A 16,655-nucleotide genomic window follows, 5' to 3' on the forward strand; every position below is an offset into this window, starting at 1 on the left:
GCTCCCTACTCTGCTTTCGGCACAAGGAGCCAGAGACGCAGCGGCGACTTCATACGGCCCGCTTCCGCTTCCGCATGTTCGCCGTAGCCCCAGAAGAGGTCGGCGCGCACCTGCCCCTTGATGGCGCTGCCCGTGTCCTGCGCCATCGCCAGGAGCTGTAGCGGTTTGCCTCCCAGGGGTTCTACGGCGTCGACGTAGACGGGGTAACCCAGCGGGATGCGCGTGCGGTCGACGGCGACGGAGTGCATCGGCGTCAGCTCCGCGCCGAGGGTGCCCGTCGCCCCCTGGGTGCGCAGGCCGAAGAAGATGTAGCTTGGGTTCGACTCCAGAATGCGTTTCTTCTCTGCAGGGTGGCTGCGCAGATAGGTGCGGATAGTCTGCAGGGAGATTTCGGCTTTGGGGATGAGCCCCTCCTCGACCATCAGCTTCCCGATGGAGTGGTAGGGATGGCCATTGCGGTCGGTGTGGCCGACGTAGAGGGTCGTGTTATCATCAAGCAGAACACGCCCGGAGCCCTGGACATGGAGAAAGAAGCGGTCGATGTCGCTGCTGACATAGCACAGCGGCCGTGCGTCAACGTCCCCGGCATTGATCTGCGCGCGGGAGGGGTACGGCACCACGCGGTTGCCCTCTGCTCTGCCGCGCAGATAGCGGTGGGTCAGGTCCGGGTAGAGCGAAGCGAGTTCGACGCGCAGCAGGTCCTTCGGCGGCGCATACAAAGGATAGGGATACGCTTCGCTTTGCCGATTGGAACCATGCAGGAGCGGTTCGTAGTAGCCCGTCATCAGCCCCTCACTCTCCCCCTTTTCCGACAGCATAAAGGGGCGGAAGTATGTTTCAAAAAAGACTTTGGCTTCCGTACTCTTTTCCGCCTCGGCGCAGAGGGGCTGCAGCGCAGGCACCCTGTTTAGGCCGCACTGCTTTTTGAAAACGGCCAGACCTGCTTCCGCGCGGGACATGTCCCAATTTGGCAGCACGTCGAAGGAAACGAAGACGCCGCTGCTGTCCGCTTCGCCGTTCAAACTCAAGTGCGTTGCCTTCTCGGCACAGCCGGCCAAAAAGATCAGAAAAACGAGGGTAAAAAGGGAATGAAAAATGTACAACTTTATATCACTTCACTCAAGATGGTATAATTCCGAAAATTTTTTCGGGGCACCTCATTTGTGCCGATCAAAAAAAACAGTATAACAAGGGATTTGTATGGAAGAGATGAGCTATTACGAAATTTTGGAGATCAGCCAGAGCGCTGAAAAGACCGAGATCAAGAAAGCCTATCGCAAAATGGCAAAGAAGTACCATCCCGACGCCAACCCGGACGACCCGGAAGCGGAACACAAATTCAAGCTCTGCAACGAGGCCTACCAGGTTCTCAGCGACGATGAAAAACGGAGCATCTACGACCGCTACGGCAAGCAGGGGCTCGAAGGGATGGCCGGCGGCGGTGCGCGCGGCGGTTTCGGCGGGTTTGAGGACCTGGGCGAGATCTTCGAAGAGATGTTCGGCGGCGGCGGACGCCGTTCGCGCCAGAACCCTGCGGACATGGACAAATACCCCCTCGACCTCGGCGTCGATATCGTACTCAGCTTCAAAGAGGCGGTCTTCGGCTGCGACAAAGAGATCAGCTTCAGCTACAAAAAGGCGTGCGCGATGTGCGACGGCACCGGCGCCAAAGACGGCAAGCTCGCCCCCTGCCAGCAGTGCGGCGGCAAGGGCCAGGTCTACGTGCGCCAGGGCTTCATGACCTTCTCCCAAACCTGTCCGGTCTGCCACGGCGCGGGTACAATGCCGGGCGAGCCCTGCTCCGAGTGCCACGGCGCGGGCTTTGAAGAGGTCGAAGAGACCATCACCATCAAAGTCCCCGCGGGCGTCGACAGCGATAACCGCCTGCGCGTCTCCGGCAAAGGCAACGTCGGCAAGCGCGGCAACCGCGGCGACCTCTACGTCACCTTCCAGGTCGAACACGACGAGACCTTCCAGCGCCACGGCAACGACGTCTACGTCGAAGTCCCCGTCTTCTTCACCCAGGCGATCCTCGGCGAAGCCATCACCATCCCGTCGCTCACCGGCGAGATCGAGCTCAACCTCGACCAGGGGACCCGCGACAAGCAGCAGTACCGCTTCCGCGACGAGGGGATCGAAGACGTCCACGGCCACGGCAAAGGGAGCCTGATCGCCCAGGTCAAGCTCGTCTACCCGAAAAAACTCAACGATGACCAGAAAGCCCTGCTCGAACAGCTCCAGGAGAGCTTCGGCATCGAATCGAAACCCCACGAAAGCGTCTTCGAGTCGGCCTTTGAAAAAGTGAAAGGGTGGTTTAAATAAGGGGCGGTAAAATACCTCTATAATCCCTACAGGAGCGCCCTATGAAAGAGTGCAACTCCCTTGCAGAAGTCCGCGACGAGATCGACCAGCTTGACGACCAGATCGTCGAGCTCATTGCCAAACGCAACAAGTACATCAAGCAGGCCGCCCGCTTCAAGAACACCATCGACGAGGTCAAAGCCCCCGACCGCATCGATGCCGTCATCCAGCGCCTGCGGCGCAAGGCCCTCGACCTCGACCTCTCCCCCAACCTCGTCGCCGACCTCTACAAACTGATGATCGACGAGATGGTCGAAACGGAAATCGCCGAACTCCGCAACGCGAAGGACCTGTAGATGTCCCGTTTCGACGCCGCGGCCGCCGACTGGGACAAGGGGGACCTGCGCCAGCAAATCGCCGCGCACACCGCCGACGCCGTCATCGGCACCATCCCCCTGAACGACACCATGTCCCTGCTTGACTTCGGTGCGGGGACGGGGCTGCTCACCTACCGCGTCGCCCCTTTGGTACACTCCGTCACCGCCGTCGACACCTCCGAGAAGATGCTGGAGGTACTGCAGAGCAAAAGCACACCGGAGCACCAGATCAAGACCGTCTGCGCCGACATCACGCAGATCCCCCTCGAGGAGAACTTCGACGGCATCATCAGCTCCATGGCGATGCACCATGTCAAAGACACCGAAGGGTTCCTCAAGACCCTCTATGAGCACCTCAATCCCGGCGGTTTCATCGCCGTCGCCGACCTCGACAAAGAGGATGGCAGCTTCCACTCCCACGGGAATGAGGGCGTCTTTCATTTCGGTTTCGATCGGGAAAAGTTGACGGAGATGGCAAAAAAGTGCGGATTCACCAACACAGCCTTTACGACCGCGCTGACCATTGAAAAACCGGAGAAGAGTTACCCGGTCTTCCTCTTTACTGCGTACAAAGCATAAGACGATATCCGGGCCAAGCCCGCATATCGACGCTAAAAAATTATGATCAGCACCGAAAGTTGCCGATCACTCCGCTTCTTCTTTCTTCTCTTCGTGCTTGCACCCCGTATTGAGCTTCAGCGGAATGTACAGCGGACAGACGCCGAATACGCCCGTCAGCAGCGGCACGAGCCCGATCACGGCAACAATGTAGTTCGGGGCGACAAGCCCGTAGGCGATCAGGGCGATGCCCAGAATGATCCGGATGACCTTATCGACGGTTCCCATATTGATACACATCATATTCTCCTTGGTATTGAAAACTTGGATGCGTTCAGTATATACAAAATAGGTAACCGCCGTCAGTAACCTAGGTCACCAAAGGCGTCAATGCACGAGCTGTTTCTGCACAAAGCGCTGGTAGAACCCCTCACGCCGCAGCAGCTCCTCGGGCGTGCCCGCCTCGACAATGCGCCCGTCGTCGAGGAAATAGACGTAGTCCGCATGCTCGACGGTACTGAGGCGGTGGGCAATGATGAGGGTCGTCTTGCCCTTGAGGTAGTCGCGCAGAGAGGTGAAGAGGTGGCTCTCCGTCTGCACGTCCAGCGCCGAGGTCGATTCGTCGAGGATAACGACGCTCGGCGCGTGCAGCAGCATCCGGGCGATGGAGAGGCGCTGGCGCTCCCCGCCGGAAAGCCGGATGCCGTCTTTGCCGATCATCGTCTCCAGCCCCTCCGTGAGCTTGGACACGACGTCGTCAAGCTGCGCGACGTGCAGCACGTCGTAGAGCTTGTCGTCGGGGAGATCCCGCCCGAGGGTCAGGTTCTGCCGCAGGGTGTCGTTGAACATCTTCGGCGTCTGCAGCACCAGGGCGACATGGTCGCGGATGACGTCGAGGCCGATCTGCTGCACCGGGATGTCGTCAATGCAGATGCTCCCCTCCTGCGGGGCGTAAAGGCCCAGCACCAGCTGCGCCAGCGTCGTTTTGCCGCTGCCGCTGTGCCCCAGCAGGGCCACGGTCTTGCCCGCGTCGATCTGCATCGAGATGTCGTGGAGTACCCGCTTTTTGCCGTAGCCGAAACTGAGGTGTTCCACGGAGATGGCGTTCGTCGCCCTCCCCTCGAAGGGGTTCTGCTCGTGGGGGTATTTGGGCTCCTTCTCCAGGCGCAGCAGCGCGTTGAGGCGCTCGAGTGCCGCCGTGGCGTTCTGGTAGGAGAAGATGATCTGCAGCATATCCTGCAACGGCGTCACCATGAACCAGAGGTAGCCCAGCACGGCGAACATCTCGCCGATGGAGAGCGATGAGAAGAGCACCATCAGCATGGAGCTCGCCCGGAAGAACTCGAACCCGCTCAGAAAAAGCAGCGAGGAGAGCTGCCCCGCCGCCTCGCTCTTCCAGCCGTACTGCGTCGAGGCGTCGCGGATGGAGCGGGCGTCGTCGATCATGCTGTCGATGTAACGACGCTCCTGGTTATAGGTACGGATCTGCACAAAGAGGTCCAGGGTCTCGGAGAGGCGGTTCTGGAACCGTTCGATCCTCTGGTTCTCCGTCTTTTTCAGCCGCCGCACCTTCTTGCCCAGCCAGGTCGTCAGCGCGACGACGGCGGGATTGAGCAACAAAATGATCAGGGCCAGCTGCCAGTTGATGAAAAGCAGCACGAGCGCCACCCCGATCAGGGAGAGGGCCGAGACGAAAAAGCGGCCGATGCTCACCCCGATGAAGGCGTCGACCGTGTCGATGTCCGTCACCAGCCGCGCGCTCACGCCCCCGCCGCCCAGGGCTTCGTACTCGGAGACGGAGACGCGGCGCAGGTGTTCCAGGATGCGCCGGCGGATCGTAAAGACAAGGTGCTTGGAGATGATCGTAAAGAGGCGGGACTGGAAGACGTTGGCGACGACAAAGAGCATGCGCAGGAACAGCGTCGTCAGCAGCACGACGACAATGTAGCCCCAGGGGTGTTCGGGCGCGAACAGCAGGTCAATCAGCCCCGTCAGCTGCGCGGGTTTTTCGAGCAGCACCTGGTCAACGAGCAGCGGGAAGAGCAGCGGCACCGGGAGGGAGATCGCGACGGCCAGCACCGCGACGAGCTGCCCCAGGGTGATCCGCTTTCGAAAAGGTTTCGTATCGCGCAGCAGCGTGCGCCAGGTCATTTCTTGCATGCAGGATTATAGACTAGGAAGGGTGTATGAAACGTAAAGCGGGGAGACAACGCCCCCGCGTTTACCCGTGTGAAAGGTTGAAGCGTTTACTTCGTATCGACGTGCAGGACCGGCTTGAGCATCCACTTGTTGCTGCCGGTGGAGTGGATCGACTGGTTCGCGTCGAAGTCGACCGTCATCGTCATGTTGCCGTCCGCCGCCATCACGAAGTTGTGGCTCTCTTTGATGACCATGCTCGGTACCGTCAGTTCGCTGGGAGTACCACCGATAACGACATAGTTACCGTACGGGTGAACCGTAGAGTCGTTGCTCTCAGCGGAGAGGACCAGACGCATCTGCGTATACTTAGCCGCCGGGATGTTCGTGACGCCGATCATCGAGACGTTGCCGTCGCGCAGTTTCAGCAGGTCGTAGGTACCGTTGACGTCCGCCACGGTGAGCCAGGTCGCGTTCGATTCGTTGGTGTCGTCCGCACGGTGCACCATGACCTTGTCAATCGTCACATAGACGGCTTGAAAATCAGCCGGTGCGTCGATCAGGGCGACGTTCAGCGTCCCGCTGTCGGATGAACTGCCGCCGCACCCGGCGATCCCGGCCATCAGCAGTGCGGCCGCGGCAATACTTGCGTAAATACTTTTCATTCAGAGCTCCTTGTTATTTACTGTATACCAAAGATTATAACAAAGAAAAGTGACCGGCCTCAAAGCCCTGTTTATAGGGCTTTTTAGGAGATTGTGAAGAGTTTTTCGACCGTTCCATGAAGGGTTTCGCCGTTGTAGAGCGACTGACGGTTTTCCAGCATGCGGACGGGCCGCGGGTCGAAGAGCACCAGGTCTGTGCTTCCGACGCCGACGGTGCCGGCGTCGCGCCCGATCGTGCGGGCCGGTTCGCGCACGCAGAGCGCAATCAGCCGTTCCCAGCCGATCCAGCCCGAGGCGACGAGTTTCGTGTAGAGCAGCGGCAGCGCATCGGCAATGCTCTCGCAGCCGTAGGCCGCGTCGGCGTAGGCGACCTCTTTGTTCACCGGCGAGTTGGGCTGGTGCAGCAGGGTCAGCATGTCGACCGCCCCGGCTTCGAAAGCTTCGCGCAGCTTTGTCACGTCCGCTTCGGACTGCAGCGGCGGGTCGAGCTTGGCGACGGTGTTGAAGTCTTCGCACGCCGCGTCGCTTTTGAGCAGGTGGTGCAGGCTCACTTCGCAGCGCACGTCCACCCCCTCGCGCTTGGCGGCGGAGATCATCTCGAGGGAGCGCGGAGAGGCGATGCTTTTGAAGACGATGGCGATCCCGAATTCGCGGGCGATCTCGATCATCCGCGCGACGTGGACCGGTTCGCCGAGCGACGGGATGCCGACCAGGCCGAGGCGCTGGGCCACCGCCCCTTCGTTCATCACCCCGTTCGAGGAGAGGTTGCGGTCGTAGGCGCGGCAAAAAAGCGTCCCGCCGAACATCTTGACGTACTCGGCGACCCGCACGGCCAGGTGGTTGGAGATGGACGTCGTCATATAAGGAGCGACCGCCCCGCGCTTGAGCAGAATGGCGATGTTGCTGAAACGCTCGTCGTCAATGGTCGCGGCGATGGTCGTTTCGATCCGCGCCCCCTCGCATCCGTCACGCTGGTTCTGGACGAACTCCAGGGAAATCGCATCATTGACCGAGGGCGTGGAATCCGGGGAGAGGACCGCCGTACCGACGCCTCCCTCCCGGGCCGCTTTGGCCAGTTCGGCCAGGTGGCGGCCCGTGAGGCGCCCGTCCTTGAGGCGGACGTTCGTATCCACGAGCGCCGGCAGCAGAACCTTGCCGGTGGCATCGACCCGCTCGTCGCCGGCGATCTGTTCGGCGATCTCGGTGATGCGCCCCTCCTCGATGCGTACGGAAGCGACGCGTTCGCCGTCGCAGTCGCAAATCGTCACGTTTTCAAAAATCATGCCCGTGTCCTCACTCCCGGGCCCCGCAAGCGTGCGGGAAGGCCCGGATGCTATAATGTCGACATTGTATTGCAAAACCAATAAGCCAGGGGTTAGAGTGCGTTTTTTTCTTTTGATTCTTTTCGCGGCCGTTGCATTCGCGGCGCAGGAGAGCGATGAGACCTACGAACGGGGGAAGACCCTCTACTTTCAAAACGGCTGCAACAACTGCCACGGCTCACGGGCCGAGGGGACCGGCAACTACCCCTCCCTCGCCAACCGCGCCCAGGGGTTCCTCGCCTATAAACTCCAGACCTTCCGCAAAGGCGTCGCCGATACGCCGATGCAGGAGATGATGATCGGGTTCGCCGCCGCCCTCAGCGACGAGGACATCGAGGCCATCACGACCTTCCTGCACGACTTTCACGACGCCCAGACGGAACGCTACGACCCGGCCTTCCAGCAGTGGGGGGACGGCGGATCATGAAGCTGCTCGTTTCCGCCCTCGAACACTCCGCCAATGTCCACCTGAAAGCCCTCAAGGCTGAACTCGGGGACGACGTCGAACTGATCGGCATCTTCGACAGTTCCCTGGGCAAGCCCGTCGTCGACCTGCGCTCCCTGGCGATCATGGGTTTCGTCGACGCCCTGAAAAAGCTGCGCTACTTCTTCAAGCTCGCCGACGAGATGGTCGCGCTCGCCGCCGAGGCCGACAAGGTGCTGCTGATGGACTCGTCGGGCTTCAACCTCCCCCTGGCCAAAAAGATAAAAAAGCGCTACCCCGACAAAGAGATCATCTACTACATCCTCCCCCAGGCCTGGGCGTGGAAACGCAAGCGTATCCCCGTGCTGGAGCGCACCATCGACCGCCTCGCCTCCATCCTCCCCTTCGAGAAGGATTACTACAGCCCGCAGGCCCCCATCGAGTACGTCGGCCACCCGCTGCTTGACGAGATCGCGCACTTCAAAACCGAGGCCGCCCCGACACTCAAACGCGTCGCCTTCATGCCCGGAAGCCGCAAAAGCGAAATACGGCGTCTGATGCCGGTATTCAGGGAACTGCGCTCCCGCCTCGATGCCGAAGCGGTGCTCGTCGTGCCGAAGCATTTTGCGAAAGAAGAGCTGAATGATCTTTACGGTAACCTATCACCGTTTATTGTGGCACACGATGCGCATGCGGCCCTCTACGAGAGCGATTTCGCCTTTATCTGCAGCGGCACCGCGACCCTGGAGGCTTCACTGATCGGTACCCCCTTCGTCCTCGCTTATGTGGCGAAACCGCTGGACTACCTGATCGCAAAAAGTTTGGTCAAACTCGACTACATCGGCCTGGCGAACATCATGTTCTCCCGCTTCAAGGGGCGGCCGCTGCACCCGGAACTGATCCAGAACGACGTGACGGCGGAGGCGCTTTTGGGCGCAATGCAGGCCCTTGATCGGCAGGCATTCCTCGAAGACGCCAAGGCGCTCCGGGGGTACCTCGAGCACGGCAGCAGCGCACGTGTGGCACATCTTATCGAAGGTGAACAGGAATGAAAATCAATTTTATCGATCTGCAGGCGCAGTATCAGGCATACAAAGAGGAGATCGACCGCGAAGTCGGCGAGGTCATGGCATCGGCCCAGTTCATCGGCGGGCCGAAACTGCAGAAACTTGAGAGCGACCTGGCCGCCTACACCGGCGCCGCGCACGCCATCGGCTGCAGCAGCGGCACCGACGCCCTGCTGCTGGCCCTCATGGCCCTCGACATCAAAGCCGGCGACGAGGTCATCACCACCCCCTTCACCTTTATTGCCACGGCGGAAGTGATCGCCTTCCTCGGCGCCAAGGCGGTCTTTGTCGACATCGACGAAGCGACCTACAACATCGACGCCGCGCTGATCGAAGACGCCATCACCGAACGCACCAAGGCGATCATCCCCGTCTCGCTCTACGGGCAGTGCGCCGACATGGACGCCGTCAACGCCATCGCCGCCAAACACGGCCTCCCCGTTATCGAGGACGCCTGCCAGAGCTTCGGGGCCGAGTACAAAGGCAAAAAGTCCTGTAACCTCTCCACGATCGGCTGTACCTCCTTCTTCCCGTCCAAACCGCTGGGCGCCTACGGGGACGGCGGTGCCGTCTTTACCAGTGACGACGCTCTGGCGGAAAAGATCCGCATGCTGCTCAACCACGGCCAGAACGAGCGCTACAAGCACAAGTACATCGGCATCAACGGCCGCCTCGACGCCATCCAGGCGGCGGTCCTTAATGTCAAGCTCGCCCACTTCGACGATGAAGTCGAGGCGCGAATGCGCATCGGTGCGGCCTACAGCGGAAAGCTCGCCAACGCGAACGTCGTTACCCCTGCCGTCATGGAAGAACGTACCAGCGTCTACGCCCAGTACTCCGTCCGCGTCAAGCACCGCGAAGCCGTCGCCGCGGCCCTGAACGCCAAAGGCATCCCGACGGCGGTCCACTACCCCATGCCGCTGCACCTGCAGGAAGCCTTCGCACCGCTGGGCTACAAACCCGGCGACTTCCCCGTCTCCGAGCGTGTCAGCGAAGAGATCATGTCCCTGCCGATGAGCCCCTACCTCACCGCGGAGCAGCAGGACTTCATCGTCACCGCCCTGGAGGAGAACGCATGATCAAGATCGCCCTCATCGGCCTGGGTTCCATGGGCCGCAACCACTACCGCATCCTCCACGCCCTGGGCGAAAAAGTCGAGATCGTCGCGCTCTGCGACGTCGTGAAAAACGGCGAGTTTGCCGAGCCCTTCTTTACCGACGTCGACGAGATGCTCGACACCGCCAAGCCCGATGCCGCCATCATCGTCGTGCCGACCTTCCTGCACAAAGAGGTCGCGCTCAAGTGTATCGAGCGCGGGGTGCACGTCTTTATCGAAAAACCGGCGGCCTCGACGATCGAAGACGCGAAACTGATCGCTAAGGCTGTCCAAGAGGCGGGGCTGAAAAGCTGCGTCGGCCACGTCGAACGCTTCAACCCCGTCGTCCAGGCGCTCAAAGAGGAGCTCGAGGGCAAGGAGATCTATACGATGTCCATCACCCGCGTCGGCCCCTTCCCGCCGCGCATCGCCGACGTCGGTGTCCTGACCGACCTTTCGGTGCACGACATCGACCTGATGCGCTTCATCACCCACCGCAACATCCTGGAAAAGAACATCTTCAAATCCCGCAAGATCCACAACCACCACGAGGACAACGCGGTACTGAGCTTCGAGCTCGAAGACGCCATCGTCGGCGAGATCCTGACCAACTGGCTCACGCCGTTCAAAAAGCGTACCATCGAGGTCGCCTGCAAGGACGCCTACTTCGAGGCGGACCTGATCACGCAGAACCTCACCGAGTACTCGAACTTCCACGTCAACAACTCCTACGTCGTGCGCGGCTGCCACATCAAGAAGGACGAGCCGCTGCTCAAAGAGGTTGAGGCCTTCATCACCTACCTCGAAACGGGCGAGCGCGGTTCGCTGGCCACGATCGAAGACAGCATCATTACCCTGCAGGTGGCAACCGAAGCATGATCCATCCTACCGCCGTCATTGCTCCGGGCGCCGTGATCGCCCCGGACGCCCATATCGGGCCCTTCTGCAACATCGGCGCCGACTGCGTGATCGGTGCGGGCGTACGCCTCGAGGCCCACGTCGTGCTTGAAGGCCCCGTCACCCTCGAAGCGGGCGTACGCCTCTTCTCCTTTGTCAAGATCGGCAACGGCGTCGCGCCCGTTACCGTCGGAAAAGGCACCTTTGTGCGCGAGTTCTGCCAGTTCGCGACGCAGAACGACACCGCCGACGCCGTTGTCATCGGCGAAGAGAACTTCATCATGGCCTACGTCCAGCTCTTCCCCGGCGTCACCCTCGGCGCCAACTGCATCCTGACCAACGCCGTGACGATGCAGGCGAAGAGCCGCTGCGAAGAGCGCGTCATCATCGGCGGCCTCAGCACCGTGCACGCGGAGTGCACCATCGGCACGGGCGTGATGGTCGGGGGCGCGTCGAACCTGCAGTACGACGTCCCGCCCTTCTGCCTCGTCGAGGGGAACCCCGCCACCGTCCGGGGACTCAACCTGATCGGGATGCGTCGCCGTTTCGAGGACCGCGAGGACATCGAGAGTGTGCGCCGCTGCTTCCGCCAGCTGCACAAACAGTTCGACCCACACACCGCCGCCGAAATGAGCGAGGCCCTCGAGAATCCTCAGGCCAAACGTTTTACCGGTTTCATTGCCGCGCACCACTGCGCCTGAGGAGAAAAAAATGCTGCAATTCAATACCTATGACAACGACACCCTCGCGGCCATCCGCGAGCAGCTTAACGCCTGCGCCGAAGCCCTGGGCGGTACCGGCCGCCTGCTCGGCCTGGTGGAGACGATCCTCGGCATGAAGCCCTCGCCCCTGCAGAACAAGACGGCATCGTTCCACTTTGAGCAGGGCAAGGTGAGCTGGAACAAAGTCCTCTTCGCCGACAAGATCGAGACGATCACCCAGATGGTCAAGAAGCATGACACGATGGAAAACCTGCTGGAAAAGGGCTCGAAAAAAGAGCAGAACGCCGTGCGGACCCTCTTCCCCGTCACCTTCACCATCACGCCCAAAGAGGGCGAACCCTTCACCTTCAAGGCCGTCGACGCCCCCGATGCGAATACGGCGCGCATCGATCCGCTCTTCGAACTGCTCTTTTTCGCTTCGACGGGGCTGATTAAAAAAGCAATCAAGGAGGCCTAAGTCATGGAACGCATCTATTCGAAAACGGCGGAGTCCGAGGCGGCGATCGCCCTGATGGAGAACCTGCAGCTCTACTTTGTCAACCGCCTCAACGGGCTGAGCCAGATCTTCGGCGGGAACGTCCCCTTCGAAGCCATAGAGTGGTTCCGCGACGAGGGGCGCCACGGCGGCGGGATGCGCTACGAAGGGCGCGACGAGCGGCTCTTCAACCGTGCTTCCGTCAACGTATCGCAGGTGCATTACGAGGATATGCCCGAGAAGAAGCTCGACGCCGCCAGCGCCATCTCGACCATCATCCACCCGCGCAACCCCCATGTCCCCTCCATCCACATGCACATCAGCTATACCCGCATGAAGGACGGCGAGGGCTACTGGCGCATCATGGCGGACCTGAACCCCTCCATCTTCTACGAAGAGGATCAGCACCGTTTTATCGAACACCTCAATTTCATCACCCCGGACCTCTTTGAGCGGGGCGCGGAACAGGGTGACCGCTACTTCAACATCCCCGCCCTCGGACGCCACCGCGGCGTCGCGCACTTCTACCTTGAGCACCACAACAGCGGCGACTTCGGGACGGACTACGGGTTTGCGAAATATTTTGCCGAGCAGGTGATCGACGTCTATGTCTCCATCATCGCCGACGCCCTGGCCAAGCGGACGGAGGTGAGCGAAGAGGATGTCGCCGAACAGCTCGCCTACCACACCCTCTACCTCTTCCAGGTCCTCACCCTCGACCGCGGCACGACCTCGGGGCTGCTGATCCACGACCAGAACGACGTCGGCATCATGGGCTCCATCCCCGAGTTCGTCGACAAGGCCCTGCTGCAGAGCTGGCTGCCGAAGATGGCTGCCCCGCAAGACGCGCTCCTGCAGGCCATCATCGACGCCCTTCCCGAAGCGGACGAGATCGTCCTGGTCGACGAAGCGGTCAAGGCGCGCCTGGCCGAAGCGGTGCGCGCCCATTACAAAGCCCATCCCGAAGCCCTCGCCATGCAGGCCGACAGCGCCGTTGTTCCCCCGACCGTGGAGAACCACCGCTGATTTCAGGCTATAATGGTCTGAAGACAACCACGAGGAGTTGACAGTGGGCCCCGCGAACCTCCCGCCGGACAGTGCCGGCCATCTCAACACCGCCGCCCTGCCCGGCTTTATGGTCTGGGCCGGGGTCATCATCTGCCTCGTCGCCTTTGCCTGGTACCTCGAAAAGCAGCGCAACGACGACGAATAATCCCCAGCTCGTACCCGGCGCATGGTTTTCACCTCCGCCGGCGATTTTAAGCCCCCTCTTTTACAAACCGGATGCCCTTAAGAAACTGTGTACTACAATGCACCTCAAGGACACAGCGTGAATATAATCATTGCGGGTGCGGGACGGGTCGGCTACCGCCTGGCGGGTACCCTTTCGCACCGCCACAACGTCACCATCATCGACCAGAGGCCCTCCGCGCTGCAGCAGCTGCAGGAGAGCATCGACGTCTTCACCATCGCCGGGAACATCGAAGACCCAGACACCTACGCTCCCCTGAAAAACCGCCGTTTCGATATCTTCATCGCCGTCACCGACAGCGACGAGGCGAACATCCTCTCCACCCTCATTGCCGGGGACGTCATCGTCGCCGACCGGAAGATCATCCGCCTCAAGAACCCCTTCTTCGCCGACAGTACCATCGCCGGGAAGCTCGGGATCAGCACAGCCGTCTTCCCCTTCTCCTCCGCGGCAAAGTCCATCAGCGCGCTGCTGGATTTTCCCCAGGCGAACAACGTCAAATCCTTCATCTACACCTCCTTCCTCATGATCTCCGTTTTCGTGGACGAAGCCCCCGAAGCGGGCATCCCGGTGTCGCATTTTATCCATGAAAGCTCCGTTGTCGTTGGGCTTGAGCGCGATAAACGCTTTATCCTCCCCGAAAAAGAGACCCTGCTGCAGCGGGGGGACCTCGTCTATTTCTTCGGCGACCCCGACACCCTTCGCGCTTACTGCGCAAGGCTCAACCCCTCCCTCCCCGATCGGATCAGCCGCGTTGCCATTTTCGATGCCGACCTGCTGGGGCTGGAGATCGCCAGGGCGCTCATCCCCAAGGGGGTGCAGCTCAAGATCATCGACAACCAGATCGAGAAGTGCGAGCACGCCTCCGAACTGCTGCAGGAGCAGGCGACGGTCATCAACAGCCACTACATCGAGCATACCCTCTTCGACAACGAGCACGTCGGGCGCGCGGACATGGCGATCTTCACGAGCAAGGAGGATGAGGAGAACATCATCCGCTCCCTCGAAGCGAAAGAGCGCGGCATCACGCGGACCGTGGCGATCAACAACGACCTCGAACGCTACCAGCTGATGCACTCCCTGGGCATCACCGCCATCCGAGGCCCGAAATCGAGCGCCTACTACACGATCCTCGAGAAGATCAGCTCCAGCTCCATCATCTCCGAGCGCCACTACTGCGGCGGCAAGGGGCTGATCTACTCGCGCAAAATCTTCCCCGATTCGCCGCTGCTGGAGAAGATGGTCAAACCGCCGAACCCGAAGCGGTGCCGCTGTTTCCTCTTCCGCGACAATCTCCTGCTCCCCTGGGTGGCGAAACTGCAGCTGCACCGCGAAGACGTCCTGTTCGTTTTCGTCCATGCCGATAATGAGGAGGAGATCAAGCAGTGGATCTACACACTCTGATCAACAGCGCCAAGTTCATCAGCGCCATCGGAATAGGCCTGGCGCTCTTCTTTCTCATCCCCATCGGGACGGGCATCGTGTACGGCGAAAACATGGCGCCCTTCATCCGCTTCGACCTGCTCTTTTTCCTCTTCAACCTTACCCTGTTCGCCGCCCTCTACCGCCGGCGGATGCGGATGACGGTCAAAAGCGCCATCTTTTCGGTCAACCTCGTCTGGATCCTGCTCGGCATCGCCGGGGCCGTCCCCCTCTACATCTACACCGAGGCCACCTTCGCCGAATCTTTTTTTGAAGCGATCAGCGGCTTTACGACAACCGGGGCGACGATTTACACGGAAATAGAGCATCTGCCCAAAAGCATCCTGATGCTCCGCAGCCTGATGCACTGGCTCGGCGGGATGGGGATCATCGTCCTGGGCGTTGGCCTGCTCTCGCTCATCAACCCGACCGGTTCCATGACGATGTTCCGGGCCGAATCCACCGGCGTGCAGCTGGAGAAGGCGACGCCGAAGATCAGGGATACGGCGCTGCGGCTCTGGGGGCTTTACCTCTTCTTTACCGCGGCGAACACCGTGCTGCTCCTTGCTGGCGGAATGGACCTTTTCGATGCCGTCAACCACGCCTTTTCGACGATATCGACGGGCGGTTTTTCCACGCGCGACCTCTCGATGGGGTACTGGGACGACGCGCCCGTCATCCTCTGGACGACGACCTTTTTCATGATGCTTTCGGGGATCAACTTCCTCGCCCACCTCAAAGCGGCCCGGGGCGACTTCAGCGGTTTCCGCGCCGAAGAGGTGCGGTGGTATCTCGGACTCTTCATCCTGCTTGCCTCCATCCTCACCCTGGTGCACCTGGCCAACAGCGGCGACAGCATTGTCTACAGTACGACCCACGCCTTTTTCACCGTCGCCTCCCTGCTGACCACCACGGGCTTCGCGACGATCAACTACGAGCTCTGGGGCGCCGTCCCCGTCGCGCTCCTGCTCATCGCCATGCTGCTCGGCGGCAACGCCGGTTCGACGGCAGGGGGGATGAAGATCATCCGTTACGTCATCCTCTTCAAGAACCTGAAAGCCCAGCTCAAACAGATCCTCCACCCCAATGCCGTCGTGGGGGTCTTCGTCGACCGCAAACCCGTCAGCGGCAAAGTCATCGGCAGCGTCAGCGGTTTCCTCTTCCTCTTTATCACCACCAACGTCCTGCTCACCTTCTACCTCTTTGCCCGCGGCTACGATGCGGTCACCTGCATCAGTACCTCGATTGCCTGCGTCGGCAATATCGGGCCGGGCTTCGCCATGACGGGCCCTTCGGAGAACTTCCACTTCTTCAGCGGGATCGACAAGATGATCCTTTCGGCGGCCATGATCATCGGCAGGCTGGAGTTCTTCACCGTCGTGCTGCTCTTTACCCGGGATTTCTGGAAACGCTTTTAGCGCTCCGGGGAGGTTTCGTTCCAGAGGGGGTTTTCCCGGTCATCGGGATGGAGTTTTGCCTTCTCTTCCGGGTAGATGTGCCAAAATGACTGGTCGATAGCCGCCTCTTTGTAGGAGGGCTTTTTGTCATGATAGAAGGGGCACCACCAATTCTCCACGACTTTCACGAGATAGGCCAGGTAGCTAAAGAGCGCCACGCTCAAAGGGCAGTAGAGTTTGCAGTTGAAGAGCCAGAAAAAGCGGAAACGGCTGAGGTGCCATCGCGGCGTCTCCGTCGTGAAGGTGATCTGGTCTTGCCGCGTATAGCGGTGGCTCTCCCAGTCGGGAATGAACTCCCGGTAAGATTTCAGCTGCTCCGCCCCCATGATACGGAGGTGCCAGCGCACCAGGATGACCGCCAGCACGGCGAAGGGGATCGCCGCCAGGATCGGCAGGTAGATCAGCACCGTTCCCGGCACCGTTTTCCACATTGACTTCGTTTTATGATGCGCCCCGATTCTGACCCGTTCCATACTGCTCCTTT

General features: G+C 60.6%; 19 protein-coding genes. 13 read left to right on the forward strand and 6 right to left on the reverse strand.

The window, feature by feature from the left end; all coding sequences use genetic code 11:
• Nucleotides 1-5 precede the first annotated feature (5 nt).
• Complete coding sequence (gene mltA / locus WCY31_RS06920; protein ID WP_345971815.1) at nt 6-1,028, reverse strand: murein transglycosylase A; 1,023 nt, start codon at nt 1,026-1,028, stop codon at nt 6-8.
• A 172-nt stretch (nt 1,029-1,200) separates the two neighbouring features.
• Here mltA and dnaJ point away from each other — a divergent pair, with 172 nt between their 5' ends.
• The 3 genes from dnaJ to WCY31_RS06935 are packed head-to-tail and all read left to right on the forward strand — an operon-like array spanning nt 1,201 to nt 3,257.
• Complete coding sequence (gene dnaJ / locus WCY31_RS06925) at nt 1,201-2,322, forward strand: molecular chaperone DnaJ (RefSeq protein ID WP_345971816.1); 1,122 nt, start codon at nt 1,201-1,203, stop codon at nt 2,320-2,322.
• 41 nt (nt 2,323-2,363) lie between these two features.
• Entirely contained in the window at nt 2,364-2,657 is a 294-nt protein-coding gene (locus WCY31_RS06930; RefSeq protein WP_231018142.1) for a chorismate mutase, read from the forward strand.
• On the forward strand, nt 2,658-3,257 hold the full coding sequence (locus WCY31_RS06935) for a class I SAM-dependent methyltransferase (RefSeq protein WP_345971817.1): 600 nt from the start codon (nt 2,658-2,660) through the stop codon (nt 3,255-3,257). It begins immediately after the preceding gene.
• Between the two features lie 66 nt (nt 3,258-3,323).
• Here the strand turns inward: WCY31_RS06935 and WCY31_RS06940 are convergent, their stop codons facing one another.
• The 4 genes from WCY31_RS06940 to WCY31_RS06955 all read right to left on the reverse strand — a co-directional run bounded on the left by WCY31_RS06940 (nt 3,324) and on the right by WCY31_RS06955 (nt 7,320).
• The gene (locus WCY31_RS06940; protein WP_345971818.1) at nt 3,324-3,539 is read right to left on the reverse strand and encodes a DUF2892 domain-containing protein; all 216 of its coding nucleotides are present in this window, start codon (nt 3,537-3,539) and stop codon (nt 3,324-3,326) included.
• Nucleotides 3,540-3,623: 84 nt separating this feature from the next.
• Nucleotides 3,624-5,396, reverse strand: coding sequence for an ABC transporter ATP-binding protein (locus tag WCY31_RS06945; protein ID WP_345969105.1), 1,773 nt, complete (start codon nt 5,394-5,396; stop codon nt 3,624-3,626).
• A gap of 86 nt (nt 5,397-5,482) precedes the next feature.
• Nucleotides 5,483-6,037, reverse strand: coding sequence for a DUF4382 domain-containing protein (locus WCY31_RS06950; protein WP_345971819.1), 555 nt, complete (start codon nt 6,035-6,037; stop codon nt 5,483-5,485).
• 83 nt (nt 6,038-6,120) lie between these two features.
• A complete protein-coding gene (locus WCY31_RS06955) occupies nt 6,121-7,320 on the reverse strand; it encodes a dihydroorotase (protein ID WP_345971820.1) in 1,200 nt (399 codons plus the stop codon).
• Between the two features lie 97 nt (nt 7,321-7,417).
• Between WCY31_RS06955 and WCY31_RS06960 the strand changes: the two genes are divergently transcribed.
• The 10 genes from WCY31_RS06960 to WCY31_RS07005 all read left to right on the forward strand — a co-directional run bounded on the left by WCY31_RS06960 (nt 7,418) and on the right by WCY31_RS07005 (nt 16,132).
• Nucleotides 7,418-7,786 (forward strand): c-type cytochrome, encoded by a 369-nt coding sequence (locus tag WCY31_RS06960; RefSeq protein ID WP_345969108.1) that lies wholly within the window; start codon nt 7,418-7,420, stop codon nt 7,784-7,786.
• Nucleotides 7,783-8,835: a lipid-A-disaccharide synthase gene (lpxB, locus tag WCY31_RS06965; protein WP_345971821.1), complete on the forward strand. Its 1,053-nt coding sequence runs from the start codon at nt 7,783-7,785 to the stop codon at nt 8,833-8,835. The genes WCY31_RS06960 and lpxB overlap by 4 nt, the downstream gene beginning before the upstream one ends.
• A complete protein-coding gene (locus WCY31_RS06970; RefSeq protein WP_345971822.1) occupies nt 8,832-9,929 on the forward strand; it encodes a DegT/DnrJ/EryC1/StrS family aminotransferase in 1,098 nt (365 codons plus the stop codon). The genes lpxB and WCY31_RS06970 overlap by 4 nt, the downstream gene beginning before the upstream one ends.
• The gene (locus tag WCY31_RS06975; protein ID WP_345969111.1) at nt 9,926-10,825 is read left to right on the forward strand and encodes a Gfo/Idh/MocA family oxidoreductase; all 900 of its coding nucleotides are present in this window, start codon (nt 9,926-9,928) and stop codon (nt 10,823-10,825) included. Before WCY31_RS06970 ends, WCY31_RS06975 begins: the two co-directional genes overlap by 4 nt.
• Nucleotides 10,822-11,544, forward strand: coding sequence for an acyl-ACP--UDP-N- acetylglucosamine O-acyltransferase (locus tag WCY31_RS06980; RefSeq protein ID WP_345969112.1), 723 nt, complete (start codon nt 10,822-10,824; stop codon nt 11,542-11,544). Before WCY31_RS06975 ends, WCY31_RS06980 begins: the two co-directional genes overlap by 4 nt.
• A 10-nt stretch (nt 11,545-11,554) precedes the next feature.
• Complete coding sequence (locus tag WCY31_RS06985; protein WP_345971823.1) at nt 11,555-12,022, forward strand: hypothetical protein; 468 nt, start codon at nt 11,555-11,557, stop codon at nt 12,020-12,022.
• Nucleotides 12,023-12,025: 3 nt separating this feature from the next.
• Nucleotides 12,026-13,066: a coproporphyrinogen III oxidase gene (locus tag WCY31_RS06990; RefSeq protein WP_345971824.1), complete on the forward strand. Its 1,041-nt coding sequence runs from the start codon at nt 12,026-12,028 to the stop codon at nt 13,064-13,066.
• A gap of 43 nt (nt 13,067-13,109) precedes the next feature.
• Nucleotides 13,110-13,253, forward strand: a complete 144-nt coding sequence (locus tag WCY31_RS06995) for a hypothetical protein (protein WP_345971825.1) — start codon at nt 13,110-13,112, stop codon at nt 13,251-13,253.
• Nucleotides 13,254-13,370: 117 nt separating this feature from the next.
• A complete protein-coding gene (locus tag WCY31_RS07000) occupies nt 13,371-14,696 on the forward strand; it encodes an NAD-binding protein (protein WP_345971826.1) in 1,326 nt (441 codons plus the stop codon).
• On the forward strand, nt 14,678-16,132 hold the full coding sequence (locus WCY31_RS07005) for a TrkH family potassium uptake protein (protein WP_345971828.1): 1,455 nt from the start codon (nt 14,678-14,680) through the stop codon (nt 16,130-16,132). The genes WCY31_RS07000 and WCY31_RS07005 overlap by 19 nt, the downstream gene beginning before the upstream one ends.
• On the opposite strand, the gene WCY31_RS07010 is transcribed toward WCY31_RS07005, so the two are convergent.
• On the reverse strand, nt 16,129-16,644 hold the full coding sequence (locus WCY31_RS07010) for a hypothetical protein (protein WP_345969118.1): 516 nt from the start codon (nt 16,642-16,644) through the stop codon (nt 16,129-16,131). The genes WCY31_RS07005 and WCY31_RS07010 overlap by 4 nt on opposite strands.
• Nucleotides 16,645-16,655: the final 11 nt, after the last annotated feature.

It is taken from the genome of Sulfurimonas sp. HSL3-1 (genome assembly GCF_039645995.1).
Classification (GTDB): Bacteria; Campylobacterota; Campylobacteria; order Campylobacterales; family Sulfurimonadaceae; genus Thiomicrolovo; species Thiomicrolovo diazotrophicus.

Bases quoted from the DNA above. Each gene is read 5' to 3' on its own strand.
- WCY31_RS06970 (WP_345971822.1), top strand. From the start codon at position 8,832: ATGAAAATCAATTTTATCGATCTGCAGGCGCAGTATCAGGCATACAAA.
- WCY31_RS06955 (WP_345971820.1), bottom strand. From the start codon at position 7,320: ATGATTTTTGAAAACGTGACGATTTGCGACTGCGACGGCGAACGCGTC.
- WCY31_RS06935 (WP_345971817.1), top strand. From the start codon at position 2,658: ATGTCCCGTTTCGACGCCGCGGCCGCCGACTGGGACAAGGGGGACCTG.
- WCY31_RS06940 (WP_345971818.1), bottom strand. From the start codon at position 3,539: ATGATGTGTATCAATATGGGAACCGTCGATAAGGTCATCCGGATCATT.
- WCY31_RS06950 (WP_345971819.1), bottom strand. From the start codon at position 6,037: ATGAAAAGTATTTACGCAAGTATTGCCGCGGCCGCACTGCTGATGGCC.
- WCY31_RS06980 (WP_345969112.1), top strand. From the start codon at position 10,822: ATGATCCATCCTACCGCCGTCATTGCTCCGGGCGCCGTGATCGCCCCG.
- dnaJ (WP_345971816.1), top strand. From the start codon at position 1,201: ATGGAAGAGATGAGCTATTACGAAATTTTGGAGATCAGCCAGAGCGCT.
- WCY31_RS06945 (WP_345969105.1), bottom strand. From the start codon at position 5,396: ATGCAAGAAATGACCTGGCGCACGCTGCTGCGCGATACGAAACCTTTT.
- lpxB (WP_345971821.1), top strand. From the start codon at position 7,783: ATGAAGCTGCTCGTTTCCGCCCTCGAACACTCCGCCAATGTCCACCTG.
- WCY31_RS06990 (WP_345971824.1), top strand. From the start codon at position 12,026: ATGGAACGCATCTATTCGAAAACGGCGGAGTCCGAGGCGGCGATCGCC.
- WCY31_RS06930 (WP_231018142.1), top strand. From the start codon at position 2,364: ATGAAAGAGTGCAACTCCCTTGCAGAAGTCCGCGACGAGATCGACCAG.
- WCY31_RS06985 (WP_345971823.1), top strand. From the start codon at position 11,555: ATGCTGCAATTCAATACCTATGACAACGACACCCTCGCGGCCATCCGC.
- WCY31_RS07010 (WP_345969118.1), bottom strand. From the start codon at position 16,644: ATGGAACGGGTCAGAATCGGGGCGCATCATAAAACGAAGTCAATGTGG.
- WCY31_RS06975 (WP_345969111.1), top strand. From the start codon at position 9,926: ATGATCAAGATCGCCCTCATCGGCCTGGGTTCCATGGGCCGCAACCAC.